This window comes from Iningainema tapete BLCC-T55 (genome assembly GCF_014698965.1).
Taxonomy (GTDB): domain Bacteria; phylum Cyanobacteriota; class Cyanobacteriia; order Cyanobacteriales; family Nostocaceae; genus Iningainema; species Iningainema tapete.
Genome location: NZ_JACXAE010000034.1, coordinates 1 through 15,686, shown reverse-complemented (window position 1 = coordinate 15,686; position 15,686 = coordinate 1). Strand labels below are relative to the sequence as shown.

Below are 15,686 nucleotides of genomic sequence, written 5' to 3'. Positions count from 1 at the left end.
CAACGCTTTAGTTGAGTTAATAGGTAAAACGCAAGATAAAGATACTCTTAAGTATGTGGCAGAATCCTTAGGTAAAATTGGCATTGGGAACCAACGTGCTATCAACGCTTTAGTTGAGTTAATAGGTAAAACGCAAGATAAAGATACTCTTAAGTATGTGGCAGAATCCTTAGGTAAAATTGACATTGGGAACCAAGTTGCTATCAACGCTTTAGTTGACTTAATGAGCAACACGCAGAGTAATGGATATGAGCTTAGAATTGTGGCAGAATCCTTGGATAAAATCGGCATTGGGAACCAAGTTGCTATCAACGCTTTAGTTGACTTTATGAGCAACATGCAGGATGAAGAAGAGCGTAGATATGTGGCAGAATCCTTGGCTAAAATCGGCATTGGGAACCAAGTTGCTATCAACGCTTTAGTTGACTTTATGAGTAATACGCAGGATGAATATGAGCGTGAAGGAATATCAGACAGTTTGGAGAGTATTTTAACAACACCGGGTTTGATACTTGAAGTTGTTAAACGCTTCAAGAATTGTTCAAAGTTTTTTCCTTCCTCCAGTTACAGTGTAATTTGGTACTGCGCCCAATCTCTCACCTACCCTGAATTTTATCAAGCTTGGCATAATTGATTCTAGTTTTCTTATTTTCAATTTTTTAATAACCAGATATAGTAACCGCAGTTGACTATATGCACTAAAAACCATTATAGAAATTACTACTCAATACTGCTTAAAGGTTAACCGAACCGTATTGAGTGTGGTTGCGTCCATCATCTCTACCCATGCCTGGTATAAGTCCTCTCCCAATTGCAAGCGATGGTACGATACTTCTGCCTCAGAGCGACACATTGGGGTAAAAGTAGCCAAGTCGCTTTGCCACCACGAATTATCTCTAAATCTTGCTCAGATTAAGTTTCCGAAAAAAATTTGACTTTAACCTAAAAATTGGGATTTGGCAGACCAGATCCGCTACTTTGAGTTGTACCATTTAAAGTCCTCTAATTTTTAGAGCCTGAAAACCTTGTGGCTACGTTTAAAAACACTGTGCTAAATAACTTAGAGTCTTACTGGTACAGCCAAAATAAGTTTTTTCTACGTTTTTTGGTGATTTACAGCGATCTTATTTATGTAACTTTTTCACAGCAAAGCTTGAAAGCTTTGTATGGCAGCAAAATGCGACTTAACTACTTTTAGCCCACATTAACAATGCTATGCCCATGAATGATCCGAGCGGATATTTCTTTCATAATGCTGCTTTTATTAATTAATTTTCGGTTATGATTACCGTAGTAGCATTTTTAACAGCATTTCTAGTGAACATTTTTAATTAAAGATTCTAAAGAATCTTCCTGGAATACTGTGAAATCTAAGCGTAGTTAAAACCTGTCGCATGATATGTATTACTTATGGCAGAAATGATTCCAGATCGGCTACCATCGCGTGCGTCAGCCGGAGAAAAAAAGCTCTTCTCGGTTCTACAAAAACTACCAGACGACTACATCGTCTACTACGAGCCAATCGTTGAAGACCGATATCCAGATTTTATTATCATTTGTCCTGACCTGGGGTTACTCGTCTTAGAAGTCAAGGGTTGGTATCCTAAAGATATTTTGGCAGGCGATAACAATTCTGTCCGTGTTAAAGAATCGCGCGGAGAAGTCCGCCGGAACCACCCAATACGGCAGGCATGGGATTATATGCTTTCCTTAATGAATCAGTGTGAAAACCATTACTACGGTAAATGCCTGCTGCAAAGCAAAGGGGAGTACCAAGGTAGGTTTATATTCCCTTTTGGACATTTTGCTGTTCTTTCCAACATTACTACCACACAGTTGCAACAGCATCACTTAGGCGATCTTACCCACGTTTTCCCATCTACAAAAGTGGTTCCGCGTAATGTCCTGGAATCTTGGACTGAGGAATCATTCTCTGAAGAAAGTCTCTGCCAAATCCTCAAGTCTTTCTTCGACCCGTTCTGGACATTTCCCAGACTGACAGAAAGTCAGATTAAAGCTATCCGAGCGATTATTCATCCTGAAATCGTCCTGCCTTCTTCTCAGACAGAACCAGAAACTCCAGAGGTAGAACCACTAAAAACCCTAGAGATAAAATTACCAATAATGCCAGATGAAAAACTACGACCAACCATAGGCATAAAACTGTCACAAACTCTCAAGGTAGAACTACCAGATATTAAGGTTCTTGACCTACGTCAGGAAAACAACGCCCGTAATATTGGCGATGGACATCGCATCATCTACGGTGTTGCAGGCTCAGGAAAAACTGTCCTACTTATTGCTAAAGCACGTTTACTAAGTGTCCAAAAACCGGAAGCACAAATTCTCTTGCTTTGCTATAACGTTACCTTAGCCACCTATTTACGTGAAGCTACCAGCGAGTGTCAAAATGTTACCGTTAAGCATTTTGATGGTTGGGCCAAAGCTAACAGTTGTACTCGCCAACAAGGTGAACCTAACGAAGAACTTGGTGAGCGCTTTTTAAAGATTTTAGAACAAGGCTGTTCTGATACTCGTCGCTACGACACAATATTGATTGACGAAGCGCAAGATTTTGCTGACTCTTGGTATAAGTGCGTTTTAGAAGCGATGGTTGAACCCAATGACGGCGACTTAATCATTGTTGGTGATGGCAACCAGAGTTTGTATAGAAAAACCAAAGTTCCTTGGAGCCATATTGGTATCAATGCAAAAGGTAGAACAATTTACAAAAAATTTGACCTGGATAAAAACTACCGCAATTCTCGTGAAATCGTAGAATTAGCTACATTATTTAGTACCCCTACAGAACAAAGCGAACAAACAGAAAATGCTATACTCTCGCTTTTTGTTGACCCAGAAAAATGTCAACGTCGCACTGGAATCAAACCTGCTCTTGTCAAATCAGAGAATCGCCGTACTGAATGTACCACAATTTTCGGCATAGTCAAAAATCTGCTTGATGGTAAATGGTTTGGTAAAGATATTAAACCGCTAAAACCAGAAGAAATTTCGATTTTTTATCCAATAGCAACTTATCGCGAAAAACCCATTCTTCAAGGGATGATAGAAAGTTTAAGTGACCTAGCATCTGTAATTTGGTTGAATGATCCGAGTAACTTTAGAGCTAAAACTAGAATTAATGAACCAGGGATTAAAATTCAAACTATCCACTCGGCAAAAGGATTACAGTACCGCGCTGTTATTCTGATGTGGGCAGACCATTTACCAAGACAGTTTGATGATACCACTGAAGCGCAAGAACGGTGTTTAATGTATATCGGCATAACAAGACCAGAAGATTATCTTGTTATCAGCGCTTCCGGTCAATCTCCATTCATTACAGAGATTGAAAACTCAGAAAAAGTTGTAGTTGTCTAAGAGAATGTTTGAAAAGTGATGAGGGGGCAAATTTTATGCCAATAGCCTCATCATAATCCTTAGCTATCTTTATAAGTCTCTCGTTCAGTTGGGAGACGAATTAATGGAAACGAGATAATAATTAAAGTCTCCCTAGTGATGACAAAGGGTTTTTTTTCACTACAAAGTTTTAGCTATTTCAATTCCCAATCAGCACAATTTCTCTTTAATTCCGGATGTGGGATGAAAAAGAATTGTTAATTAAAGTTACAGCTTATTATTTTAATTACATTTCAGCCGTGCAAATAGTAATAGATTTTTTGATTCAATATGAGAAAGACTTGAGAATATAAAGACGAAAGAAAGAGTGCAGAATAATCAGCCTAGAGTATTATTAGCTACTTTAACAATTGACATATTGTTATTAATATAGTATGAGAAGGTTAATCACTTCAGCCGTGCTTACTCCGTATTGTGCTGCTAGCTTGCTGACGTTAGCTTCCCCGGATGCATGAGCTTTTTGGATATCTTTGATTAAAGAGGCTTGCTTTGCTTTTTGTGGCTGTAGTATTTCCTTGTTCTTTTGTGGGAAGAAGGTTTTTCTAACTGCCATTTGATGGATATGTTGCTGATGGGTTTTTCGTTCTATCCACTGGCAGTTACCAGGAGCAAAATCCCCTTCTAGGTCGATGCGATACAAAACAGTACCTGGGGGTGCTAGTCCCATGTCGCGCTCAAACTGTTCAAAGTTATTTTGCCATTCTGGTGCTACTTTGATGCCGCAGCCGCCATACATCTTGTAGTAAGGGTGGTTCAAGTCATAGCAGACTCGTTTGATGTATATCCAAGCTCGGTATTCATGGCTGGGGATTTTGCCTTTACCATGCTTTCTTCTGCTCTCTTTCTGCAAGCAACCGCAGCTTCGAGTGAGTCCATTCAGAAGACAGTTGTTATTTACGTACTTCTGAATGCCGCAACTACACTGAACTAAGACTTGGTATTGACCATCTTTTCCTTTTATCTCAATTCCATCTACCACTGTTAGCCTATCAAATTGTGTTCCAGCTGCAATTGGTTCGTTTCTCCTCTGGCAACCACAACTAGTTGACTTTCCGTTTTTGAGTGAGCTTTTATATATTAACTTTTCTGTTCCACAGCCGTGACAAAGGCAGGGAATTCTTTTACCTCGGTTGTTCAATACTTCCCAACAACCGAACCTCTCTCCTATGTCAATTGTACTGCTCATAAAAAAATTACCGTATGTTTGTTCATACAGCACTTGATTTTTACGACTATCTTATTCCGTATAAATGATTTTTCCTTAATCGATGAATAAAGATAGCATGTATTTTTGGTGAAGGTTTTAACTTTATAAATTGAGCATCTGTTGTCTGTTTACTAATATCTGTGCTTTGAGCCAAGCTAGCTTTTGTCCAATTCCCAGGTTATTTGCTATCGTCCTTGTTTTGTAACCACGCGATCGCGTTTGAAAAATTACCTTTTCCCGATACAATCTGCCTGTGAGGAATACAAATTCTGTATCTTCATCCGCTGCGATTTGTACAAGCTGTTGGGTGACAGTCGTAGCCCAGGCGCAGCGTTCATGCTCTGACATAGAGTGAGGAGACTTGTCGTAAGGTTGGATTAATTGATTGGGGTGAATAGTATGGTGGAGAGGTGACAGGATAAACCATCTAGCATTGAGATTTTGAACATAATCTCGGCTAGCTTGGAATAGCTGCGAGCAATATAATTCGCGTGCAGGGGCTGGGTGATATAACTGCTTACCACAACCGGATATCAGGTAAATTCTTTCGTGGTTGCTGATATTATCGATTGTAACTAATAACTGATTTAAATTATGAGCCATCCTTGCTGAGTCGTGATTGCGTCCTTTGCCGCAGTAATGGGGGTTTATCCCATACTTTTTAACCATTTGGCATACTCGACACAGACATCTGGGCGCATGAGAAAGGGGATATCTGACTACATCTTTCCCGCTGTTGATAAGGAAGATGCCTTCTGTAAATGCTGTGCGTGCATGGGTTGAACCATCAAAGCTTAAATTCATTTCTTGGAATGCCGAGGCGTACTTGGGAGCGCATAACCCAAAAACGTGCAAGTGGACACTAGAATCAACAGAGCGTAGTTTTTCGACTATAGCCCGGATGATGTGCAAGTTGCCCGAATAGTCGCTAGCCGAACGCACTAACCCCCCTATCCCCAGGTGACGATAGCCCATCGTATATAGTGCGTAAGCGTTGGATAATTTCTCTTGCAATGATAACCCGTGGATGGTCGCCATTGGGATTCTGTCAGGAAGGGAATCTGCAGCTTTGATAAAATTAGTAGCATTTTCTAGATTGAATTGCCGTCGCCAGTTGATATTATCCCCCATGAGTAAATTGTCCGGACTGACTATAATATCGCCAGCTTTACTACGAAGACGATACTTATGAATTACATAATATGCGTCTACATACCTGCCCTTTATAGTGGGATAATCTTGTTCTCTATAGCTATATGCACCACAGTCCCATATAATTGGTGTGTTTTCTGGGATTACTTCAGGTCTGGTTTGCAGCGAACACAACCAGCCTGTAGGCTGATGTTCTAATAGCTCCCAAATTGGAATTTTTCGGTTATTTATCTTAATATAATCGCTATTACCTATAACGGCATAAAATCCTGGTTTCATGGTTTAATATCTTCTAGTTAACAAAATTACCTGCACAGCAGATGTAGTGATTTAAATGCTGTATTTTGTTAAATATATTGTAGAGTTATTGTACTAATGTAGTGATATTTAACCAATAGTGAGTGTCAGTTACACGCTTACTGGCTGCGCGCAAGTACCAACGTTCATGCTGAGGATTTTAGAGAATGTTATCAGCTTTTGGTTTTCGTATTGCTGAGAGAACATCAACGGCGATCGCGTCCGATTTGCACAGTCTTCCGCTCGGGCATTTTTGCTCAATCTCTTAACATAAGATTTGAATAGATATAATTGCTGTGGATGTGTTCAATATATCCACAGCGACTATTAACTATAATTTTTTGTCACCTAATGTAGGTGTACGCATTTTTCTAAATGTGACCTCACTTTATCGAAATCCAATTCATTAATCGCCGGATATACTGGTTGTCCTTTCCAGAAACACTGGCAGAAATCTTCGGGTTTGGGATTGTTGGAGTTAGGACGAGAGCCAGTCTAATTCCAGGATTTCTCCTGCTGAGATTGTCGCTTCTTTATCTTCAATTAGTGCTAGTATTTCTTTTTTGAGAATTACTTCTACCAACAGCCCAGCAATATGATTGTTGTTGGTAGTAATGTTTCATTTCTTCTTGGTTGCTCATAGCATTCAACTCTTAGATGGTTCAAGCTGCGCTCTACTTAGATGCCATTACTACCCTGGTGGGCATTTTTTCAGCATTAGCAAGGCATCTAAAGTCGGTGCCAATAGATAACCCGTATTTGCACTTCGAGCGGATTTTGTTATCCATGTCTTTGTAGGAGCCGTGGAAGCGCACGGTCTTAAATCCTGCATTGTTCTTCGGGTTGTTATCTACATACCACACCGTTACCCTGCTATAGTACTGGGACTTAATGTACTGTTGTGCCGCTGCGTCTGCTCCAACGGCATCACCGATGTGAATGTGGGCTCCAAGGGTCATTATTGCGTCTAGTCGAGAGATGGCTTCCTTATCTAGCTGGTTAATTTCTCTGGAACCGAACACAAATACTTTCAATCTGTAGGATGGCAGGGTGCAGTTATCAATTATTTTTCCCCTATAGTTTTCAGTTTTGGGAGCTGGTGGTATCTTGGGGCATTGTATTAGCCATTGTTGAATTTCAGCTAGGTCTTTCGGGTCGTTCAGCCAGTTTAAAATAGCTATGTTGCTTGCTTGCTCATGCTGGCTGCGTATGAACATTAACAGCCGTCCCAACCAGTTTTCCCCTGGTTTTCCTGTGGGTATAGCTTTGTTGCTGTTAGAGTCAGTGGCTGCAGGTATTCCCCAGTAGCGATCGCCCCAATTTGAAAACTCTATCAGTTCCTCGCCCCCAGTTTCCATCAATTCGTTATGCCAGTTGCTACCCGGACTGAATTTGGCGACTAAGCCTCTTAGCATAATGCTTAACTTTACTTGTTCCCAGTCAGGACGAAGTGCCACCTTTAAGGCATATTTTTTGGCGGCACTGGGGGGAAGTAATGCAATATGCATCTTCTCTTTTACGTCCAAACTTTTAGATGCAGCATAGAAATTTTCTACTGACCAGTAATCTATCCCATCTACTACTATAGGATTTTGCAAAACCTCTAAATTAGAGAACCAGTTTTTTATCCAGCTTTTCATATGTTTTTTGAGCAACACGCATTGAGTTTTTGACTAATTTATTAGTCGTAACTCCACTGCGTTAGCAGATTATTCTATTTTTATCAATTCAGTAATAACGAGTGCGTGACGAGGGTTTGTAGTTACAGTAGTAACTGGTTTAATAATAGAATAACTGGCACTATATCTTCCATTGGTGCGCCGAACACCCCTCCCGCTGATTACTCCTGGTTGCCAGTACTATTCCGCAGCGAAGAAAGTAGTGTGGTCAAAAGAAAAATCCCTCTAAGAGAGATTTTTCGAGGATTATTGATACAACTTTTCGATTTGTTTTTTAATTTTGGGTGATTTGAAGTAGATGCGGAACGAGCCATCTGAGTAGTATTTGATATCTCGTTCGTCGAAAGAGATATCATCTTGACTGAGCCAACTTTTGATGAAGTCTTGGTTTTCTGCCACAAACATGGCTGGAAAGTAGACTCTACCTGTTTGAAAGCTTGTTACTTGATGTGTAAGGATTTGGGCTTGGGGTAGGGTGAGTATATCGGACATGGGTGATTGCTCCTAATGAAGTGTCACCCGTTTTCCGCGTTAAGCGGCTGTTGTGGATGTGGAAGGCGCAAGTCATTAGGCTCGATTGAACTGTTTGATTTCATTCATAGGAGCAGGTGGTGTGCGACTGCCGTTCGCCTTTTTAACCAAAGCGCCATCTTTTAAGATATTTAACCAGATCCTTCTAGCAGCGCTTGCTATATAGTTTTGCCCATTTTCCAGCAAGTATTTTTCTAATTTTGCACGCCAATTTCTCTCTCTATACCAACTTGGGGGTGAAAATGTGCAAACTCTTACAAAGTATTGTGGATTATTATGCGGGTATGCCGCATACCATTCACTATTAGCGCAGGGAAATATTAGTAGTTCGAGAGTTGGACATATTTCTCCTGATTTCCAACTTTGTTCCAAGCTGCATAAAGTAATTGTATTGCTATCAAGATGGTTCAGCCATATTTCTAATTCATTTACTGACCAATACTGAAAGCACGTTGTAGATTGATAAGGCGATTGGGTTGTAGGAGAAACAATAATACAATCATCAACGTATTCTCCAGTTTGAGCGGAGATGATATTATATTGACACAACCATCTATTAATGCTCCAAAAATCTTTGAAATCTTTCATACTGTAACTTGTTTTTGAATAAATATTTTTGAGCTATTAAGTGAGTACATTGATGTAGAAAGTACTATGGTGTATACTACTTTCTGTTTATGAATACATTTCTTGCACCACTTTATAATTACGATGCGTAGCATTTGCTAGTGCTGGTATTTTTTTGTTTGACTAGGATAAATTCCTCACATATTGTCAGGGTATCTTTTAACCAAATAGCTGTATACCCTTGATACTGTCGCTTTTTAAATGCCTGTTTTTGTAATGGATTCGGATTCCTCATAAACGAAAATACATACTAAATTATATAAACCATAATAACCATAGTTCATCAATTATAAAATTGTTGATTGTTGCCGATTAACTGGGATAAAATATTAATTGTGATGGAAATAAATCCATCACGTAAAACTAAAAAAAGGAGGTAAAAAGTCTGAGTAACAATGGTAACGGTCGTCGAAACGTATTTGACCCTTTTGTTGTATTGTTGCGGTTGTTTCGCAGTATTTGGGAACGCCAAAACATCATAACTGGTGAGTCAAACGTTATCGATGATGATGAGGCGAGAGAGGAGCTAGAGGACAAGCTAGACCCTCCCTCAGACGAACAAGATAACTAGCCACTAGCGCTAGTTGCAGCCCCTATCCGACTAGGGGCTGTTTCTTCCACTATACTAACATCTGCACTATGAATGATTTAGACACATATATTGTTGCACCTGTTTATTACCGCGTTGTGCGCCGTTGCGGTACTCAATGGCATTTTGTTAAAGGTGAGTCTTTTTACAATCCGCTTAACTTACCATCTATGTCACTAGATGATTTGTTTAGCTCTTTTGGTATAAGTATGCGTGAAGCTGCAAGCCAACTCCGGAAAATTAACGGTGGTGAAGAAGGATTTTATCTTGTTGATATTATGCACAAACATTATTATTACTGCGGTACTCTTCCGAATGGTGTTAAAGATAAATTAATTGAGCTTGGAATTGGGACCAGAGAACCAATAATTGGACATTAGTATAATCAGAATAACTCAAATAATGGCAATTGAATTACTTGAGATATTTGAAAATTATCAAGATTGGACAACGAAATGCCCAACAGCCGAATACTGCGGTTCTCCAATTCAATGCCTTCAAATAGTGTCCTTGCCATAATGACGATCGCACTCAACTCTTTGATTGGAGTGAGCGATGTCTTGCTGCGGGTAATTTGCTGGTAATCCGAGAACTTCACTTTCAAGGTCAAGGTACGACCTGATGTTTGATGTCGGTCAATACGTTGTTTGAGTAAAGAGGCAATTTGTTCGAGTTCCAACAGCATGGATGAGCGATCGCTCAAGTCCTGAGCAAATGATGTTTCAGCACCAATCGATTTGCGGATGCGGTTAGGTTCTACTACACGATCATCCTGCGCCCTAGCAATTTTATAATAGTACTGCCCCACCTTACCAAAATGTTGTACTAACTCGATGAGCGATCGCTCTCTTAAATCAGCACCTGTATGAATACCTAGAGAGTGCATTTTGGCAGCAGTCACCTCTCCAATAAGAGTGAAATTTTTCAATTGGTAACTGTTCTACAAATTCCTCTGCCTGTTCTGGCAAAATTACCGTTAGTCCGTTGGGCTTGTTTTTCCCAGATGCCATTTTTGCTAGAAACTTGTTAACGGACACGCCAGCAGAGGCAGTTAGGTTTGTTTCAGTGAAAATTTCTGCTTTGATGTATCTGGCAACGGTGGAAGCATAGGGTAGACTTGGCTTATTTTCAGTAACATCCAAGTAGGCTTCGTCTAGGGCGACGGGTTCCACTACATCAGTGTAGCGCTCAAAAATAGCATGGATTTGGGTGGAAATTGCTCGGTAGACTTCAAATCTGGGTTTGACGAAGATGAGAGATGGACCGGAGCGCAAGTGCAATGCGAGAAGGCATCGCGGAATAAATGCCAAACTTCCTCGCTTCATAACTAGCGGCTGCCACCACACCTCGTTGATTGGGAGTGCCACCCACCACTAATGGTTTGCCTCGGTAGTCAGGATTGTCCCGCTGTTCTACCGATGCGTAGAAGGCATCCATATCAATGTGAATGATTTTTCTAATCTGGTCCACCATTAGATCGCTTGGAAAAAGGACATCTTAGCTTTCTGTCAAAGTGGCGATCGCCTGTTGGGAAACTCAATAACCTTTTGGCAGGCGACATATGTGTGTTTTCACACCTTCAAAATCTACTCTTAAGCTTCCTTATAATTTTCAATTAGTCTGCGACGGTTTTCAATTAGTCTGCGACGGTTTTCAATTAGTCTGCGACGGTTTTCAATTAGTCTGCGAACCTACAAATGTCACTGTAAGGATATTTTGAGCAACTCTTAAGGCATAAGTTGAGCAATAAATTCCTTGAAACCCTATTAAACTCGTAAAAGCGTCTCAGTATAAATAGAAGATGGGAAAGCATAAGTTGAGCAAACGTTATATTTAGAAACTATAAGTTGAGCAAATATTTTCACTACGAGCGTTCATAAATATATAGCGTTGTGCTAGCGTAAACAGTAGTCGAGACTTGCACACTCGTCTAGTGTACATTTAAAATAAAGTTCTGAAGTTTAAAATAAAGTCCTCAAATTTAAAATAAAGTCTTTTAGTAACTGGCACATCCCTGGTCTTCTTGTGACTGGTGGTAGTGCGGACAAGTGGCCAGAAAGAGTGAGTTACGCTTGTGTGACAGTAATAAACTTTATTATTTTTCAAGGTGTTGTTCATGGACTGGCTTTGCTCAAAGTTAAGAACTTTATTTTTGCGAGAGTCCAAAGTAGGGAACGACAGTTCAAGGTTTTCAGGCTCCAAAACTTAAAGACTTTATTTTAAACATACATCTAGAGCGTTATATTTTCCAATATTATTTTTGTAAGCATAAGCCCAAGCAAGTCTTTTTGTAAGCATATAAGCAAGTTGCTCATCTTATACTTACAGTTACAACTTTAGAGCATGATTTGAAGTAAGCATCCCTAAAGCTGTAAACTGTCTACACCAAGTACAGAAACTAGTGTAGATGGCAAAAGTTGAACGGGAATCGATTAACTTTAAGCTGCCCAAGACATTGGCAGCTGCACTCCGTACCGCTGCACGCGATCGCAATATCACCGCCACAGATTTAGTCATCCAGGGTTTACATCACGTTCTCGGGCAGGTGACAGGTACAGAAAACAGTGTAGAAACTCGTCTACACCAAATTGAAGAAGAATTGGGACATCTCGCTAGTAGTATAGAAAAGCGTATGGAAAGCAGTGCAGAAAAAACTGACGCTCGCCTGAGCAATTTGGAACAGAAGCTAGAAGCAGTAACAACGAAGTTAGCGCAACTGGAAGGGGCGATTATGGTTCTTGGACGTAGCAACTCTTCAGGGCAAAAACGCTCGAACAGGTCCTACTCCAATCAGTACTATCAAAGAGAACCTCCCCAGCTTCAGCCCTTCCAAGCGGAAAATTTGGCTCTGCGGCTAGTTACTGATGTCGCAACTTTACGCGACAAACGCGAGACTCTGACGGACCAAGAGTTTGTGAGGTGGTGCAAGGATCGCGATCCCAGCGGTATGGGCTGGCGCTATGAGGAGGGGGATAAACTTTATCATCCTGTGAAATAAAAATTTAGTTTCAATAGCTTCATGCTAAGCTAGAAGCAGGCTTTGGGGTAAAATCCTCGAATAATGTCGGAAATTTTCAATTAGTCCGCGAATATAAGAGGTATTTTTCACTTACTCCGCGACAAATTTTCATCTTATTCGCGACAAGGAAAGCCAGAATTATTCCACCCTTGAAAATTTCAATAAGTCCGCGAACCGATACCCCTGTTATGGGCTGTACCATCCTGCGCCGCAACAGGTGTCTTGAGCACATCTAATCAATCATATCTGCCAATAAATTCGTCAAAACTTCCTGACCTTTTTTGCGGTTGTCGTCGTACTGGTAAATCACATCCAGCTTAGCATGGCGGCTGACTTTTTGCGCCTTTCTCACATCCCCTGATGTTGCTTCCAAAAGTGTTGTAATACCGCTGTGGCGGATGCGGTGCGGTGACATTAACTTGAGCACACCAGCTTCCCCAAAATGCTTCACAACAATTTTGCGAATGCCGTCCCCTGTCAAGCGATGCCCTCTGCTGCGATTGTCTTGGGAGATAAATAGAGGTGAAGCGGCGGTAATATTACCCCGCGCTTGCAACCAATCGGAGATAGCATTGACTGTTGCTGCTGACAGTTTTACCCATTCATCGTTCGTGCCCTGTCCTTTCCCCAAAATCCGCAATCTGCTAGAGTGTGGGTCGAAGTCTTTAATATTTAATTGACTCACCTCCGCTCGCCGTAGTAAATTTTCCCACAAAAGCCGCAACAGCGCATAATCTCTTTTCCCTTGAACTGTTGAGCGCTCAATTAGCTGGACTACACTGTTGATGGTTTGGGCATCAACCCCAGAGGTGTCTCTATAAGCCAAGACTTTCTCCAATTCCACATCAACAAGGGAGTAGCTACACACCCCAAGCTTACGGGCGAACTGAACCAATGATTTAATGCTACTCAGCCGACGGTTTACTGTTGCTTCCTTCAACCCCTGTGCCAGTAGCAAAGCTTTATATTTTAGAACCACTGCCACCGCCCGCTTCTCGGTAAGGTGCAAAAACTCCAACACGCTATCAACATTTGGCTCACACCCCGTCATCGCCACAAAAAATTTTCGTAAATCTTTCTGGTATTCGCGCCGCGTACTGGGTGCGCGGATGTTGGCGAGCATCAAAGCAATCACATCCTGTTCATCCTCTGTTGCGGCAAAATACCGCTCAATTGGGGCTGAAAAAGATTTTTCCAATGACTCCAGCGCCGAGTCGAATCCTGTGTCATCGCTGTTTTTATGGAATGTACGTCTAGGGGGATGTGGTGTATCGGACATAGCAGTGCGCTCGAAAATGGCTGTTTTCGATATCAAAACTATTCTCCCCTATAATGCCCGATCTGACTCACTTTGTCGCGATAAAACTTCAATTACACATGCTTTCTCTAATTGTAGCTTAATATACTTGAAACCTACAGGCGTTGCCAGCCCAAGTTGTGAGGGAGATGAGGGAGATGAGGGAGATGAGGGAGATGAGGGAGATAAATAAAATAACTCCCCATCCTCCCCACCTTCCCCACCTTCCCCACCTTCCCCATCTTCCCCACCTTCCCCATCAAGACTACACGAGTAAATTTTTTATCCGAACCGTATTGACAAAGGACTCGCTTTTTAGTTCTAGAAGTTAGAAAGTTGTGACTGCCCAGCCGAAGCATGAAGAGCGATCGCTTACCCGAGCAAACGCACCTTAAAGTGGCACATAGATGATTGACAAAAAATTTATTTTGTGTTAAAAGCCAAAAAATCGGATTGTTGGCGTAAGCGTTGCTCCCACTTGACAGATAATTTTTTCAGGTTCCTGGCTGGTGTTTATCCTACAACAGGAATTGCTACTCTACGAGTTTTATCAGACATAAATTGCTGCCTGTGATGTTTAAATCGAGAAATGCTTAGCTCAGTTTGAGGTTATAAATGTGCATGTTTTGTTTAAGGATTTTTATTTAAAAATTTATAAGTTACTCAAAATTAATTTTTGATTTATATGTTAATGGCTTCAAAGCAACTTATACTCTGTTTTTCTTGACGGTTTATTTTTATTTAGCCATAATGAGATAGATAACATACTATCATTTTTATGGAATTTTCTCAAGAACAACAACGGCGGACTGAGCTTGTTATTTCGCAAGCGAAGCGTGAAAACTTTACAGAACAAGAAAAAGAATTTTATGATGATTTTTTTGCTGAAGCTGGTATTAAAAAAAATCTGAGCGAAATGACCGAGCAAGATGCAGATGATTTGCTGCAAGCTTTATCTGCATCAGAATGTTCTCTGGAGTTTATTGCCAATGTAGTTAATCGTGTCGCAATTGAGGCTCCTCCTTATGTAGTCGAACATATCCTCTACAGTGATTTAGATAAAGCAATACTGTAAATAATTATTAAACAACAACAACAAAGAATACTTTTCTTATACTTTGTTAAATTATAAGCTTATACAAATTTTAACTTTATACAATATTAACATGTCGTTGACACTACAAAAGGGAATTGACCCCCAAACAGGAGGGATAGTCTGGGTCATGTTGGACTCTGATTACCAAGTTGTGGAACCAATCCAGCGATACCTAAGTTACCTATGCGGCTTAAAGTCTCCTAACACAGTAGAAACCTATGGTTATGGGCTAAAAGCTTGGTGGGAGTTTTTATTAAGCAAAAATTTAAATTGGCGTGAAGTAGATATTTCTGATTTAGAAGATTTTGTTTATTGGTTAAGAGTTGGAGATACAAGCTCAGTAATTTCAATGCAACCAGTTAAAGCACTTCGCACAGAACGTACTATCAACCTAACAATTACTACTGTCACTACGTTCTATGAATATCATGCTGCTTGTAAAAATATCTCACCATTACAGTTTTCTCGTGTTGTGACTACTAAAGGAACGCTTCGTAAGGGTTTACTAGCGGGTATTGCAAAATCTAAACCAACAAGAAATAAATTAGTTAAGCTTAAAGAACCCAAAAAATTTCCAGGTTGTTTAAGTGATGAAGAAATAGAAACTTTAGTTAATGCTTGCAGCAGACTAAGGGATAAACTCATAATTTTGATGTTAAACAGTACAGGAATAAGAAAAGGTGAATTGCTGGGGCTATTATGCGGAATCCACGTTGTGGAAAGCTTATTAGTCCAGAGTTTTGGAGAAACACTCTACAACGTAACTGCCTAA

At 40.4% G+C, this 15,686-nt stretch carries 15 protein-coding genes; 6 read left to right on the top strand and 9 right to left on the bottom strand.

The window, feature by feature from the left end; genetic code table 11:
- Positions 1–634, top strand: a 634-nt coding sequence (locus tag ICL16_RS07885; protein WP_190826302.1) for a HEAT repeat domain-containing protein, incomplete at its 5' end; no start/stop codon positions are given.
- A gap of 776 nt (positions 635–1,410) precedes the next feature.
- Positions 1,411–3,381 (top strand): nuclease-related domain-containing DEAD/DEAH box helicase, encoded by a 1,971-nt coding sequence (locus ICL16_RS07880; RefSeq protein ID WP_190826301.1) that lies wholly within the window; start codon positions 1,411–1,413, stop codon positions 3,379–3,381.
- 403 nt (positions 3,382–3,784) lie between these two features.
- On the opposite strand, the gene ICL16_RS07875 is transcribed toward ICL16_RS07880, so the two are convergent.
- The 5 genes from ICL16_RS07875 to ICL16_RS07855 all read right to left on the bottom strand — a co-directional run bounded on the left by ICL16_RS07875 (position 3,785) and on the right by ICL16_RS07855 (position 8,874).
- Positions 3,785–4,606 (bottom strand): hypothetical protein, encoded by an 822-nt coding sequence (locus ICL16_RS07875; protein WP_190826300.1) that lies wholly within the window; start codon positions 4,604–4,606, stop codon positions 3,785–3,787.
- A 123-nt stretch (positions 4,607–4,729) separates the two neighbouring features.
- Positions 4,730–6,058: a DUF6884 domain-containing protein gene (locus tag ICL16_RS07870; RefSeq protein WP_190826299.1), complete on the bottom strand. Its 1,329-nt coding sequence runs from the start codon at positions 6,056–6,058 to the stop codon at positions 4,730–4,732.
- Between the two features lie 692 nt (positions 6,059–6,750).
- On the bottom strand, positions 6,751–7,716 hold the full coding sequence (locus ICL16_RS07865) for an NADAR family protein (RefSeq protein ID WP_190826298.1): 966 nt from the start codon (positions 7,714–7,716) through the stop codon (positions 6,751–6,753).
- 285 nt (positions 7,717–8,001) lie between these two features.
- Positions 8,002–8,247, bottom strand: coding sequence for a hypothetical protein (locus tag ICL16_RS07860; protein WP_190826297.1), 246 nt, complete (start codon positions 8,245–8,247; stop codon positions 8,002–8,004).
- 75 nt (positions 8,248–8,322) lie between these two features.
- Entirely contained in the window at positions 8,323–8,874 is a 552-nt protein-coding gene (locus ICL16_RS07855; protein ID WP_190826296.1) for a hypothetical protein, read from the bottom strand.
- A 678-nt stretch (positions 8,875–9,552) separates the two neighbouring features.
- Between ICL16_RS07855 and ICL16_RS07850 the strand changes: the two genes are divergently transcribed.
- The gene (locus tag ICL16_RS07850) at positions 9,553–9,882 is read left to right on the top strand and encodes a hypothetical protein (protein WP_190826295.1); all 330 of its coding nucleotides are present in this window, start codon (positions 9,553–9,555) and stop codon (positions 9,880–9,882) included.
- 5 nt (positions 9,883–9,887) lie between these two features.
- Here the strand turns inward: ICL16_RS07850 and ICL16_RS47160 are convergent, their stop codons facing one another.
- From ICL16_RS47160 to ICL16_RS46680, 3 genes are read right to left on the bottom strand one after another with little or no spacing between them, the layout of a single operon-like run.
- Positions 9,888–10,403 (bottom strand): DinB/UmuC family translesion DNA polymerase, encoded by a 516-nt coding sequence (locus ICL16_RS47160; protein WP_337906944.1) that lies wholly within the window; start codon positions 10,401–10,403, stop codon positions 9,888–9,890.
- The gene (locus ICL16_RS45425; protein WP_273038517.1) at positions 10,357–10,782 is read right to left on the bottom strand and encodes a Y-family DNA polymerase; all 426 of its coding nucleotides are present in this window, start codon (positions 10,780–10,782) and stop codon (positions 10,357–10,359) included. The genes ICL16_RS47160 and ICL16_RS45425 overlap by 47 nt, the downstream gene beginning before the upstream one ends.
- Complete coding sequence (locus ICL16_RS46680; protein WP_273038515.1) at positions 10,733–10,975, bottom strand: Y-family DNA polymerase; 243 nt, start codon at positions 10,973–10,975, stop codon at positions 10,733–10,735. The genes ICL16_RS45425 and ICL16_RS46680 overlap by 50 nt, the downstream gene beginning before the upstream one ends.
- A gap of 934 nt (positions 10,976–11,909) precedes the next feature.
- Between ICL16_RS46680 and ICL16_RS07840 the strand changes: the two genes are divergently transcribed.
- The gene (locus ICL16_RS07840) at positions 11,910–12,500 is read left to right on the top strand and encodes a hypothetical protein (RefSeq protein WP_190826294.1); all 591 of its coding nucleotides are present in this window, start codon (positions 11,910–11,912) and stop codon (positions 12,498–12,500) included.
- Between the two features lie 253 nt (positions 12,501–12,753).
- On the opposite strand, the gene ICL16_RS07835 is transcribed toward ICL16_RS07840, so the two are convergent.
- Entirely contained in the window at positions 12,754–13,836 is a 1,083-nt protein-coding gene (locus tag ICL16_RS07835; RefSeq protein WP_238360658.1) for a tyrosine-type recombinase/integrase, read from the bottom strand.
- Between the two features lie 760 nt (positions 13,837–14,596).
- Between ICL16_RS07835 and ICL16_RS07825 the strand changes: the two genes are divergently transcribed.
- Positions 14,597–14,893 (top strand): hypothetical protein, encoded by a 297-nt coding sequence (locus ICL16_RS07825; protein ID WP_190826292.1) that lies wholly within the window; start codon positions 14,597–14,599, stop codon positions 14,891–14,893.
- A gap of 172 nt (positions 14,894–15,065) precedes the next feature.
- A complete protein-coding gene (locus ICL16_RS07820) occupies positions 15,066–15,686 on the top strand; it encodes a site-specific integrase (protein ID WP_202895454.1) in 621 nt (206 codons plus the stop codon).